The sequence below is a fragment of the Rhodopseudomonas sp. WA056 genome (genome assembly GCF_010906995.1).
GTDB lineage: Bacteria > Pseudomonadota > Alphaproteobacteria > Rhizobiales > Xanthobacteraceae > Rhodopseudomonas > Rhodopseudomonas palustris_G.
The window spans coordinates 1-12,501 of record NZ_QPFS01000137.1; the positions used below are offsets into that span (position 1 = coordinate 1).

Sequence of the window (12,501 nt, forward strand, 5' to 3'; positions counted from 1 at the left end):
CGCTGGCGGTGCTGTCGCTGGCTTTGGCCTTGAGCTTCGTCGGCGGATTGACGTCGATGTTCGGCAAGACGATCAGTGCAGCGTTGTTCGTGGCCTACGGACTAACCGGCGCCGCGACGCTGCATACCGTGACGATGGCGGCGCGCAACCGCCTGTTCCTGCTCAGCTCGGCCTACGCGCTGATGCTGATCTTCCTGTGGCCCGCGGTCGGCCTGATCGTGCTCGGCCTCGGTGACGCCTTTCTCAATCTCCGGCAGCGCTACTTCCAGCGCCGCTCGATGCCGCCTCCACCCTCTCACTGAAACGACATTCGCAAACACACGACTAAGGAGATCACGATGGAAGTCATTCTGCTGGAACGCGTCGCCAAGCTCGGCCAGATGGGCGAACTGGTTCGCGTCAAGGATGGTTTTGCGCGCAACTTCCTGCTGCCGCGCGGCAAGGCGCTGCGTGCCACCGCCGCCAATCGCGAGAAGTACGAGCACATGAAGGCCGACCTCGAGGCGCGCAACATCGCCGCCAAGGCCGAAGCCGCCAAGGTCGCCGAGAAGATCGACGGTCAGAACGTGGTGGTGGTCCGCCAGGCGTCGGAAGGCGGCCAGTTGTTCGGCTCGGTCTCGGTGCGCGACATCGTCGCGAGCTTCGATGCCGAAGGCGTCAAGATCGACCGCAGCCAGGTGCTGCTCGACGCGCCGATCAAGACCATCGGTAAGCACTCGATCCAGGTCGCGGTGCATCCCGAAGTGGAAGTCGCCGTCTCCGTCACCGTGGCGCGCAGCGCCGAGGAAGCCGAGCGGATCAATCGCGGTGAAGACATCTCCACCCGCCGCGAGGACGAAGACGCCGCCGCCGAGGCGCTGGCCGCCGCCGGCGAATTCTTCGATCCGGACGCGCAGTTCGGCGAAGAGCAGCCGGCCGAGCAGTAAGCTACTGCTCGCGTCCGATCAAAATGAAAGCCCGGCCTGATCGCATCAGGCCGGGCTTTTTCTATCTTCGACCAGGAAGCGAGCGGACTATTTCGCGGCCGGCGCCTCGGTCGAGCCGGCCGACGGCGGCGACTCGGTGGACGGCTGAGGCTGCGCCGGCACAGTCTCGGACGACTTCTCGGCCGGCGGCCCCGCCGGCGAAGGAGCCGGAGCCGGAGCCGGAGCCGGCTTCGGTTCCGGGGCGGACACGGGCGCCGCCGACTCAGGTGGCTTGATCCCCGAAGGCTCGGGGGTCTGAGGCTTCGGCGTTTCGGGTTCGGCCGCCTTCGGTGCCGGGGTTACTGCGGGTACCGGATCGGAGCGCACCGGGGTCTCGGCAGCCGGCGCAGCGGCTGGCTTGGTCGCACCGGGCTTGGGCGCAGACCCCGCCTCCTCCTTGCCCGGTTCCTTACCCGGCTCTTTGCCCGGCTCGGACGCAGGGGTGTCCGGCTTTGCGGCAGCGGGCTCGGCCGGCTTCTCGCGGGTACGCTTGGCCTTGCCGCGCTTCTTCGCGGTCTTGGCCTCGGGCGCAGGCGCCGCTGCGGGTTCGGCTTCTGCAGCCGGCGCAGCGGCCGGCTCCTCTGTTTCGACCGGCGGCGCGGGGCGGCGTTTGGTGTTCCGGCTGCGCTGGCTCTTTCCTTCTTCGGCTTGCTGGGGAGGAGCGACCTCTTCGGGCCTGGCGGCTTCCTCGGCCCCCCGGCGTTGCCGGCGCGCCCTCGACTCCGGACGGGCGTCCTGCCTGCCACGCGCATCGGTGCCGCCATTGGCGACCAGATAGCCGGCCAGCATGGCGGCCATGTCGCTGCTGGTGGTGTAGTGCTGCCTGAGGAACGACGCTGCGGCGTTCGGCGGCACCGTCCGAAGCAGCCCGCGCGGGCTCTTGTGACAGACGGCGCAGGTGCTCGAGAAGATTTGCGCCGAGCTCTTGCCCGCTTCCAAATTCTGGGCTCGGGCGGGCTGTGCGACGGCAACCCCGAGCACGAGCAATACCGCTACCGAACTGAGCGATCGGCTTACCATTTAGCCCTCCGATGCAAAAAATCACCGCAGCCGCGGCGGTGACCTTTTAGCGAATTGTGAGATGATTGGAAGCGCAGAGATGGAACATCACGGTGCATGAAATGAGGCAGCAGCTCAGCCTCACGCTCATGTCACTAATGATACCTGCGATGCTTGACTATACTTCGATCGCGGTGCTTGCGGCGACGCGACAGGAACAAGCCGCAAGGCCAGTGTTGTAGCAGTCGAGGCGCTGCTCAGGGTCGGCGCCCGAGAGCGAGGCCTGCCGATGGACGGATTGTTTCGTCTGCTGCTGAGCCGCTTCATTCAACGCGGCACCATCGTCTTCACCACCGCGAGCGGCACCACATTTACTTGCGGAGACGGCACCGGAGAGCCGGTGCACGCACGGCTGACGAGCGCCGCGGCACAACGTCGCCTGCTGCGCGATCCGGAGCTCGCCCTGGGCGAGATCTACATGGACGGCGGCCTCGTGATGCAGCACGGCACGATCGCCGACCTGCTCGCTGTGGCAATGGATCAGCCTGACTGGACACCGGACTGGGCGAGATTTCACGGGCTGGTCCGCTACTGGGTCAGGACGCTGCACCAGTTCAACCCGCGCGGCCGATCGCGCGACAATGTCGCACGTCACTACGATCTCGACGGCCGGCTGTACGCGCTGTTTCTGGACGCCGACAGGCAATACAGTTGCGGCTATTTCGAAACGCCCGACGCCAGCCTCGATGACGCTCAACTCGCCAAGAAGCGGCATATCGCCGCCAAGCTGCTCGCCGCCCCGCGGCAGCGGGTACTCGACATCGGTTCGGGCTGGGGCGGCTTGGCACTGTATCTGGCGGAGACTTGCGGCGCAGACGTTACCGGCGTGACGCTGTCGCAGGAGCAGCTCCAGGTCTCCAACGCCCGCGCGGCCGAGCGCAGCCTCGCCGGTCGGGCCCGCTTCATGTTGCAGGACTATCGCGACGTCCCCGGCGGCCCGTTCGACCGCATCGTCTCCGTAGGCATGTTCGAGCACGTCGGCGTCGCACATTACGACGCCTTCTTCCGACGCTGTGCCGAATTGCTCGAGCACGACGGCGTGATGCTGCTGCACTCGATCGGCCGCTCCGAAGGGCCCGGCTTCACCAACCCCTGGATCGCCAAGTACATCTTCCCCGGCGGCTATCTGCCCGCGCTGTCGGAGGTGCTGCCGGCGATCGAGCGCGCCGGATTGTTGGTCTGCGACATCGAGATCCTGCGGCTGCATTACGCCGAAACGCTGAGGGCATGGCGCGAGCGCTTCCTGGCCCGTCGCGAGGAAGCGGAGCGGCTGTACGACGCCCGTTTCGTCAGGATGTGGGAGTTCTATCTGGCGGCTGCGGAAATGTCGTTTCGCAAACAGAACACCATGGTGTTCCAGATCCAGCTCACGCGGCGCCAGGGCGTGGTGCCGATCACGCGAGACTATATCGCTGCGGAAGAGCGGCGGCTGGCGTCGATCGAAAACGAGCGTCCACCGCGGCTGCAACTCGCCGGCGAGTAAGAGCGCCGGCCGGCATCATGCGCTAGCTGCAGTTCACCAGTCGGCGGCAACCTTCCCGATCCGCTTCTTGCGGCAGCGGCCGTGCCAGATGGGCCTGCGCAGCGCACACCAACGCGCTGTCGCACAACCTGTGCTCGGCCTCTTCGGCCGATGCGCGCTCGAAGGAGTCGATCAGCAAGTTCAGCCAATCGCGATCGGAGTGGTGGTGGCAATACTGCTGTGCCATCTGCGCTGTGTCCATCATCCGAGGTGATCCGCGAGCGGCTGCGGAGTCCTCGACGCTCTTGCCCTGTGTCGCGTCACCTTGTTGGAGCTTCCCACAATGCGGGCGCCTCGATGATCGCGTCTTCCGCTATCCTAGCCGAAAATTCTTACGAATCCCCGACCGGAGCGGTTCGATCTGTCTCGACCGTTCATTTTGAACTGTCGCCGGACAACGGCAGAAGGTTCAATCCTTCCGCCGTCGCGGCCGGAACGCGTCAAGCGCAGGCGACGGCCGCTCCAGCGGTCATCCACACTCTTGTCGCGCTGGTGCATAACGCGCGAATGCCGCTTTCGCTCCCGCCGAAATCGGCGCTTTAGTCGCGCCCCGCATCCGACAAAATCGACCCGATATTCGAGAGCTATGGCTGCAACCGATTCGAACGTTCTGAAGCTCGCGCCGGAACCCGGCGTGCCGGCATACCGGACCGCGCCCCACAACATCGAGGCCGAGCAGGCCCTGCTGGGCGCGATCCTGGTCAACAACGATGCGTTCTATCGGGTGTCGGACTTTCTCGAGCCGAAACATTTCTTCGAGCCGATCCATCAGACCATCTTCGAAACCGCGGCCAGCATCATCCGAGCCGGCAAGATCGCGACCCCGGTCACGCTGAAGACGTTCCTGGCGGCCGATCTCGATCTCGGCGGCCTCACGGTCGCGCAGTATCTGGCGCGGCTTGCCGCCGAAGCCACCACCATCATCAACGCCCAGGACTATGGGCGGACGATCTACGAGTTGTCGCTGCGCCGTGATCTGATCGGGATCGGCACCGACATGGTCAACGTCGCCTACGACGCTCCGGTCGACTTCGCTCCGCGCAATCAGATCGAGGACGCCGAGCGCCGGCTGTATGAGCTGGCGGAATCCGGCCGCTACGACGGCGGTTTCCAGAAATTCTCCCAGGCGCTGACCACCGCCGTCGACATGGCGGCGAAGGCGTTCCAGCGCGACGGCAAGCTGTCCGGCATCTCCAGCGGACTGCGCGACCTCGACACCCGGATGGGCGGCTTGCAGCACTCCGACTTGATCGTGCTCGCAGGGCGCCCCGGTATGGGCAAGACCGCGCTCGCCACCAACATCGCCTACAATGTCGCCAAGGCCTATCGCGGCGAGGTGCAGCCGGACGGCTCGACCAAGACCGTCAACGGCGGCATCGTCGGCTTCTTCAGTTGCGAAATGTCGGCCGAACAGCTCGCGACCCGTATTCTCGCCGAGCAGGCCGAGATCGCCTCGAGCAAGATCCGCCGCGGCGGCATCTCGGAAGCCGACTTCGACAAGATCCGCGACGTTTCGATCGAGTTGCAGTCGCTGCCGCTGTTCGTCGACGAAACCGGCGGCCTGTCGATCGCGCAGCTCACCGCCCGCGCCCGCCGCCTGAAGCGGCAGAAGGGCCTCGACATGCTGGTGGTCGACTACATCCAGCTCTTGCAGGGCTCGAGCAAGAAGGGCGACAACCGCGTCCAGGAAGTCACCGAGATCACCACCAGCCTCAAGGCGCTGGCGAAGGAATTGAACATCCCGGTCATCGCGCTGTCGCAGCTTTCGCGTCAGGTCGAATCCCGCGACGACAAGCGGCCGCAGCTCGCGGACCTGCGTGAATCAGGTTCGATCGAGCAGGACGCCGACGTGGTGATGTTCGTGTACCGCGAAGAATACTATCTGCAGAACAAGGAGCCGCGGCCGGGCACTCCCGAACATGAGAAGTGGGCGACCGACATGGAGCTGGTCCACGGCAAGGCCGAAGTGATCATCGCCAAGCAGCGTCACGGTCCGACCGGCACCGTCGATCTGCAGTTCGAAGGTCAGTTCACCCGCTTCAGCGATCTCACCGACGACAGCCACCTGCCGGAACGTATTTGACGCCGGAGCGGACCTGAGCCGCGCCGGCTGCCGTTGAACGGGCCGCAGGCAAAGCATAAGGTGCGCCATGCACATCCTCCCCGATCCGAACGCTACCGTTGCCGAGTTGTTGACACCGGAGGCGGGAAAAGCCGCCGAATTCGCCGCGGCCACCGCGGCCGCGTCCGGCATTCTCACCATCGATCTCGACGCTCTGGTTGCGAACTGGCGCAAGCTCGAAAAGACCGCGGTGCCGTCGGAATGCGCCGGCGTGGTCAAGGGCGACGCTTATGGCTGCGGCGCCGGCCCGGTGGTCAAGGCTCTGCTCGGCGCGGGCTGCAAGACGTTCTTCGTGGCGACGCTCGGCGAAGCCCGCGCAGTGCGCGAGGTCGCACCGGAGGCGACACTCTACGTCCTCGACGGGTTCTTCCCTTATTCCGGCGACGAATTCGCCAGGCTGAACTGCCAACCGGTGATCGGCGATCTGTACGAACTGGCCGAATGGGACGTGTTCTGCCGCCGCACCGGCTGGCGCGGCGGCGCGGCCCTGCACATCGACACCGGGATGAGCCGGCTCGGCCTGACGATCACCGAGGCGCAAGGCATCGTGCCGCGGATCGTCGCCGGCGACCACGGCATCACGCTGGTGATGAGTCACCTCGCCTGCGCCGATCTCGTCAATCATCCGCTGAACGCCAGGCAGGTGACCGCGTTTCGCGAAATCGCCGGTCAGTTCGCCGGCGTATCGGCGTCACTGTCGGCGTCTTCGGGGATCTTCCTCGGCCCGCAATTCGCGTTCGATCTGGTGCGACCCGGCGCGGCGCTGTACGGCATCAATCCCACGCCGGAAGCCGACAATCCGATGCAGCCGGTGGTCGACCTGAAGGCGCGGATCGTGCAGGTCCGCAGCGTCGAGCGCGGCGACACCGTCGGCTACGGCGCGACCTGGAGCGCACGGCGCCCGAGCAAAATCGCGGTGCTGTCGGCCGGTTATGCGGACGGTTACTTCCGCGCCGCCGGCTCCAGCGACGGCACCCGCGGCGCCGAGGTGATCATCGCCGGCGAACGCTGCCCGATCGCCGGCCGCATCTCGATGGACCTGCTCGCGGTCGACGTCACCGACCTGCCCGCCAACGCCGCCCGGCGCGGCATGATGGCGACCCTGATCGGCGACGGCATCACCGTCGACGAACTCGGCCATCACTTCGGCACGATCGGCTACGAAGTGCTGACCAGTCTCGGACCGCGCTACACGCGGATCTACAAAGGCGGCGACGCCAAGACGGAGAACAAGGCTGCCGAGGGCGAAGGCCTACCCACCGCCTCGGCCGGCTGAGTCCCAAGCACGAACTCTCAGCGGCATTGCGAGGAGCGCAGCGACCAAGCGATCCCGAGCGCAGTCCACCGCGTCTGTGGGTTGCTTCGCTGCGCTCGCGATGACGAAGCCTGTCACCGGATCGGCCAGCAGGCTCAGTCCTCGTGGACCAAAAACAGAAATCCGGTGATCGCCGCCATGAAGGCGAACGAACCGGACACACCGACCACGAAGACGATCCGCACCAGGGCCGGCGCTTCGCTGGTGGCGATCACGCCCGACAGGCCGAAGTAATTGTTGTACAGCACGATCGCTGCGAACAGCGCCCCGAACGCCGCGCCCATCCCGAAATGGCCGACGACCTGCCGCCATTTCCGCCGCTCGTAGTCCCGATGTCTGTCGTCTCGCATAGCGGATTGAACGTAGCCGAGCGGCGGCCGTTCCGGAAGCGTCCCCCCGGGGCGGATCATCGCGGCGGCGGTGATGCTCCCTCCGCCGGCGCAGCGCGCCCCGAAGCTCAATGCCGCGCGAACAGATCGCGCAATCGGCACAGCGTGGTGGTGATGTCGAAACTCTGATCGGGCAGATCTTCGCCCTTGATGATCAGATCGATCGCGGTCGCCGGGTCGGTCTCGCCGGTCAGCAGCACGTCGGCGCCGCGCTTCTTCATGTGGCGGACGTAGCCGTCGCCAGCGCTCCCGGCCACGATCAGTTCGACTCCGTCGAGCGGATGCGGGCCGTCGTCCTTGAAATAATGGGGAAGCTGCTCCTTCACCAATTCGATCCGAGCCGGTGCCGGCAACGGCTCGCCAGCGCGGTGTCCGGCCAGATCATAGACCAGCCAGCGCGGCGCCTGCCCGGCGTGGCCGCTGATGGTGAGCCAATCCTTGGTTGGAATGGCGATTTTCATGTCCGGCTTCCCCAATTACGCCCCGGGCGGGCGCCCGGAGTCCACCGCATTCTCGAACAAACTTCGGTGTCTGTCTGCTGGACCGTTGACGAACAGAACAAAATGTGAACATCAAGAATGTGTCTGTCCCCGATCCACCCGAGCACGCGATGGCCAAAGCCACCTCCTCCTTCGTCTGTCAGAACTGCGGCGCGGCGTTCAATCGCTGGCAGGGCAAATGCGAGGCGTGCGGCGAGTGGAATACGCTGGTCGAAGAGGCCGGCGACAACGCGGTGCCGGTGTCGATCCGCGCCAAGCGCCGCGGCCGGACGTTCAAGCTGGAGTCGCTGGCCGGCAAGAGCAACGACGCGCCGCGGCTGCCGTCGGGCATGGCCGAACTCGACCGCGTCACCGGCGGCGGCTTCGTGCGCGGCTCGGTGCTGCTGGTCGGCGGCGATCCCGGCATCGGCAAATCGACGCTGCTGACCCAGGCCACCAGCCTGATGGCCAAGGCCGGACATCGCACCGTCTACATCTCGGGCGAAGAAGCGATCGCCCAGGTACGGCTGCGCGCCGAACGGCTGGGCCTCGCCTCCGCACCTGTCGAACTCGCCGCCGAGACCTCGGTCGAGGACATCATCGCGACGCTGTCCGAAGGCGCGACGCCGAAGCTGATCGTGATCGATTCAATTCAGACGATGTGGACCGACACGGTGGAGTCGGCGCCGGGTACGGTGACCCAGGTCCGCGCCTCGGCGCAGGCGCTGATCCGCTTCGCCAAGAAGACCGGCGCGGCAATCATCCTGGTCGGCCACGTCACCAAGGACGGCCAGATCGCCGGTCCTCGCGTGGTCGAGCACATGGTCGATGCGGTGCTGTCGTTCGAGGGAGAAGGATCGCAGCAGTTCCGGATCCTGCGCTCGGTGAAGAACCGGTTCGGTCCCACCGACGAGATCGGCGTGTTCGAAATGACCGGGCTGGGCCTGCGCGAAGTCAGCAATCCCTCCGAGCTGTTTCTGTCGGAGCGCGACCTCGGCTCGCCGGGCACCGCGGTGTTTGCCGGCATCGAAGGCACCCGCCCGGTGCTGGTGGAATTACAGGCTCTGGTGGCCCCTTCGACGCTCGGCACCCCGCGGCGCGCGGTGGTCGGATGGGATTCGGCGCGGCTGTCGATGGTGCTGGCGGTGCTGGAGGCGCATTGCGGCGTCAAGCTGAGCGGCTACGACGTCTATTTCAACGTCGCCGGCGGCCTGCGCATCAACGAGCCCGCCGCCGACCTCGCCGCCGCCGCCGCACTGGTGTCGTCCCTGGCCAACGCGCCGCTGCCGCCGGACGCGGTGTATTTCGGCGAGATCTCGCTGTCGGGCGCGGTTCGCCCGGTGGCGCAGACCCCGGCCCGGCTGAAGGAAGCCGCCAAGCTCGGCTTCGCCCGTGCGGTGCTGCCGGAACAGACCCGCGGCGAAGCCCCGGCCGATGCCGGGCTGGCGCTGCAATCGGTCGGCGGGCTGTCCAGCCTGGTCGCGGACATCGCCGCGCGCGGCACGCGGCGGAGCCACGACGATGGTACGCCGCGGACCAAAGCTGCCTCAAATGCAACACCGGCGCGATTCCGGCGCCAGGAGGGTTGAAGCGGCGTGACGTTTCGGGGGTGCGCCGCTATACAACGCCCGCGCAAGCTGAACGTATCCGGCCACCAAGCTTTAACCCAGCGGAACATTGCTGTGGCGAGGCGGACGGGGGTGGTTTTCTCGCCTTGCGCCGCGTGCCATACCACCGTCACCTGTGCCGACCCCGTGCACGCCGATTCGCCGTTGTGCTGACCGAGCGGACCTGACCTGCCGATGCCGATTACCATCCTCGATCTCGTCGTTCTCGCGGTGATGTTGGTGTCCGGCCTGCTCGCGATGGTGCGCGGCTTCATGCGCGAAGTGCTGTCGATCGCGGCCTGGGGCGCGGCCGCGCTGGTGACGCTGTACGCGTTCCAGAAGCTGATGCCGATGGCCCGGACCTATTTCTCGTCCGAGACGGTCGCGGCCATCGTGGTGATCGCCGGCGTTTTCCTCGGCACCCTGATCATCGTGTCGATCATCACGGTGCGGATCTCGGACATGATCCTGGATTCGCGCATCGGCGCGCTCGATCGCACCCTCGGGTTTATGTTCGGTCTGGCCCGCGGCCTGCTGATCGTGGTGGTGGCGTATCTGTTCTTCAACTGGCTGGTGCCGGACAAGCAGCGCCCCGAATGGGTCACCAACGCCAAGTCGCGCACCGTCCTGCAAGGAACCGGTGACTGGCTGATGACGCTCTTGCCGGACGACCCTGAAAATACCATCTTGAAGCGGTTCAAGAAGAACAAGCCGGACGAAGACCAGCAGCAGACCGAGGATTCGGCTGCGCCCGGTGCCAATGACGGCTACAGCAAACCCGCCCGTGACGGCCTGAAAAACCTGATAGAGGGCAAACCGGCCACGCGCTGAGCGTGTCCCACAAGAGAGGCGCGATGGACGCGATGCCCAGCTCTTCCGACGACGCCGCAACGCCCGCTTCGGACGCTCGCGACCAGCACATCCTCGACGATACCGTTTTCGATACCGATGGTGACACGCTGCGCGAAGAGTGCGGCGTGTTCGGCATTTTCGGCCACCCCGAAGCCGCAGCGATCACCGCGCTCGGGCTGCACGCCCTGCAGCACCGCGGCCAGGAAGCCGCCGGCATCGTCTCGTTCGACAACGGCCGGTTTCATTCCGAGCGCCGGCTCGGTCTGGTCGGCGACACGTTCTCCCGCGCCGACGTGATCGCGCGGCTGCCCGGCAATTCGGCGATCGGCCACGTCCGCTATTCGACCACCGGCGAGACCATCCTGCGCAACGTCCAGCCGCTGTTCGCCGAGCTCAATGCCGGCGGCTTCGCGGTCGGCCACAACGGCAATCTCACCAACGGCCTCACCCTGCGGCGCGAACTGATCCGCAGCGGCGCGATCATGCAGTCGACCACCGACACCGAGGTGATCCTGCATCTGGTCGCGCACTCCCAGAAGACACGCTTCATTGAACGCTTCATCGAGTCGCTGCGGGCGCTGGAAGGCGCCTACTCGCTGGTGTCGCTGACCAACAAGAAGCTGGTCGGCGCCCGCGATCCGCTGGGCATCCGCCCGCTGGTGCTCGGCGAGCTCGACGGCTGCCCGATCCTCGCCTCGGAGACCTGCGCGCTCGACATCATCGGCGCGCGTTACGTCCGCGACGTCGAGCCCGGCGAAGTCATCGTGTTCGATCGCCACGGTGTCACCAGCCACAAGCCGTTCCCGCCGCAGGCGCCCCGCCCCTGCATCTTCGAATACATCTACTTCGCGCGTCCGGATTCGATCGTCGGCGGCCGCTCGGTGTACGACGTCCGCAAGGCATTCGGTGCCCAGCTCGCAGTCGAGAGCCACGTCGAATCCGACGTGGTGGTACCGGTGCCGGATTCCGGCGTGCCGGCGGCGATCGGCTACTCGCGCCAGTCGGGCGTGCCGTTCGAGCTCGGCATCATCCGCAACCATTATGTCGGCCGCACCTTCATCCAGCCGACCCAGAGCGTCCGCGAACTCGGCGTGCGGATGAAGCATTCGGCCAACCGCGCCGCGATCGAAGGCAAGCGGATCGTGCTGATCGACGACAGCCTCGTCCGCGGCACCACGTCCAGGAAGATCGTCAAGATGATGCGCGATGCCGGCGCCCGCGAGGTGCACTTCCGCATCGCCTCGCCGCCGATCACCCATCCCGACTATTACGGCATCGACACGCCGGACCGCGCCGGCCTGCTCGCCGCCACGCATTCGCTCGAAGAGATGCGGGACCTGATCGGCGCCGATACGCTGGCCTTCCTGTCGGTCGACGGCATCTACCGCGCAATGGGCGAACCGGGCCGCGACCCGGCGCTGCCGAAATTTACCGACCACTGCTTTACCGGCGACTATCCGACCGGCCTCACCGATCTCAACCAGACCGAATCGGCGCCGCGGCAATTGTCGCTGTTGGCCGAAGCGAGCTGAGCCGCGATCTGCCCAAACGCCGTCACCGGCTTCGCCGGTGGCGGCGTTTGCTTTGAACCCAGCGTTTGAAGATACCTCTTTTAGAGGATGGATACTCGGGTCCGGTCCGCGTATGAGGAAGTCCGATATATCTTGAGCCGGACCTCGCCATGACCCAACCTCTCGCTTCCCGCATCGCTCTCGTCACCGGCGCCTCGCGCGGCATCGGCTACGCCACCGCCAAGGCGCTCGCCAAGGCCGGCGCCCATGTGATTGCCGTCGCCCGCACCCAGGGCGGGCTGGAAGAACTCGACGACGAGGTCCGCAAGGACGGCGGCCATCCGCTGACGCTGGTCCCGCTGGATCTCACCGACTATCAGGCGATCGGCCGGCTCGGCGGCACGATCTACGAACGCCACGGCAAACTCGACGTGCTGGTCGGCAACGCCGGTATCGCCGGACCATCATCGCCGCTCGGCCATATCGATCTGAAGCCGTGGCTCGACGTGATCGGCATCAACCTCAATGTGAACTTCCAGCTCGTCCGCTGCATGGAACCGCTGCTGCGGGCATCCGATGCCGGCCGTGCGGTGTTCCTGACCTCGCGCGCCGGCGGCAAGGCGCCGGCCTATCGTGGCCCTTATGCGGCCTCGAAGGCGGCGCTGGAAACGCTGGTGCAG

General features: G+C 66.2%; 12 protein-coding genes and 1 pseudogene. 9 read left to right on the forward strand and 4 right to left on the reverse strand.

Annotated elements, in window-relative coordinates; all coding sequences use genetic code 11:
- Window positions 1-302: pseudogene (locus tag DU475_RS20485) on the forward strand (hypothetical protein); the annotation flags it as partial.
- A 36-nt stretch (window positions 303-338) separates the two neighbouring features.
- Complete coding sequence (gene rplI, locus DU475_RS20490; protein ID WP_047307112.1) at window positions 339-926, forward strand: 50S ribosomal protein L9; 588 nt, start codon at window positions 339-341, stop codon at window positions 924-926.
- A gap of 87 nt (window positions 927-1,013) precedes the next feature.
- On the opposite strand, the gene DU475_RS20495 is transcribed toward rplI, so the two are convergent.
- Complete coding sequence (locus DU475_RS20495; RefSeq protein ID WP_349644215.1) at window positions 1,014-1,946, reverse strand: hypothetical protein; 933 nt, start codon at window positions 1,944-1,946, stop codon at window positions 1,014-1,016.
- Between the two features lie 307 nt (window positions 1,947-2,253).
- Here DU475_RS20495 and DU475_RS20500 point away from each other — a divergent pair, with 307 nt between their 5' ends.
- Window positions 2,254-3,507, forward strand: a complete 1,254-nt coding sequence (locus tag DU475_RS20500) for a cyclopropane fatty acid synthase (protein ID WP_164633167.1) — start codon at window positions 2,254-2,256, stop codon at window positions 3,505-3,507.
- A 22-nt stretch (window positions 3,508-3,529) separates the two neighbouring features.
- On the opposite strand, the gene DU475_RS20505 is transcribed toward DU475_RS20500, so the two are convergent.
- Window positions 3,530-3,733, reverse strand: a complete 204-nt coding sequence (locus DU475_RS20505) for a hypothetical protein (protein WP_041807240.1) — start codon at window positions 3,731-3,733, stop codon at window positions 3,530-3,532.
- A 399-nt stretch (window positions 3,734-4,132) separates the two neighbouring features.
- Between DU475_RS20505 and DU475_RS20510 the strand changes: the two genes are divergently transcribed.
- Complete coding sequence (locus tag DU475_RS20510) at window positions 4,133-5,629, forward strand: replicative DNA helicase (protein WP_013502064.1); 1,497 nt, start codon at window positions 4,133-4,135, stop codon at window positions 5,627-5,629.
- 67 nt (window positions 5,630-5,696) lie between these two features.
- The gene (alr, locus tag DU475_RS20515; protein ID WP_164633168.1) at window positions 5,697-6,944 is read left to right on the forward strand and encodes an alanine racemase; all 1,248 of its coding nucleotides are present in this window, start codon (window positions 5,697-5,699) and stop codon (window positions 6,942-6,944) included.
- A 134-nt stretch (window positions 6,945-7,078) separates the two neighbouring features.
- Here the strand turns inward: alr and DU475_RS20520 are convergent, their stop codons facing one another.
- Both DU475_RS20520 and DU475_RS20525 read right to left on the reverse strand, forming a co-directional pair.
- Complete coding sequence (locus DU475_RS20520) at window positions 7,079-7,333, reverse strand: hypothetical protein (protein WP_164633169.1); 255 nt, start codon at window positions 7,331-7,333, stop codon at window positions 7,079-7,081.
- 107 nt (window positions 7,334-7,440) lie between these two features.
- Window positions 7,441-7,833 (reverse strand): NifB/NifX family molybdenum-iron cluster-binding protein, encoded by a 393-nt coding sequence (locus DU475_RS20525; RefSeq protein ID WP_013502061.1) that lies wholly within the window; start codon window positions 7,831-7,833, stop codon window positions 7,441-7,443.
- A gap of 149 nt (window positions 7,834-7,982) precedes the next feature.
- Between DU475_RS20525 and radA the strand changes: the two genes are divergently transcribed.
- The 4 genes from radA to DU475_RS20545 form a co-directional block, all read left to right on the forward strand.
- The gene (gene radA, locus DU475_RS20530) at window positions 7,983-9,440 is read left to right on the forward strand and encodes a DNA repair protein RadA (RefSeq protein ID WP_142882897.1); all 1,458 of its coding nucleotides are present in this window, start codon (window positions 7,983-7,985) and stop codon (window positions 9,438-9,440) included.
- Window positions 9,441-9,653: 213 nt separating this feature from the next.
- Window positions 9,654-10,289 (forward strand): CvpA family protein, encoded by a 636-nt coding sequence (locus DU475_RS20535; protein WP_013502059.1) that lies wholly within the window; start codon window positions 9,654-9,656, stop codon window positions 10,287-10,289.
- A 23-nt stretch (window positions 10,290-10,312) separates the two neighbouring features.
- On the forward strand, window positions 10,313-11,842 hold the full coding sequence (gene purF, locus DU475_RS20540; protein ID WP_142882898.1) for an amidophosphoribosyltransferase: 1,530 nt from the start codon (window positions 10,313-10,315) through the stop codon (window positions 11,840-11,842).
- A 149-nt stretch (window positions 11,843-11,991) separates the two neighbouring features.
- On the forward strand, window positions 11,992-12,501 hold a 510-nt coding region (locus DU475_RS20545), incomplete at its 3' end, for an SDR family NAD(P)-dependent oxidoreductase (RefSeq protein ID WP_164633170.1).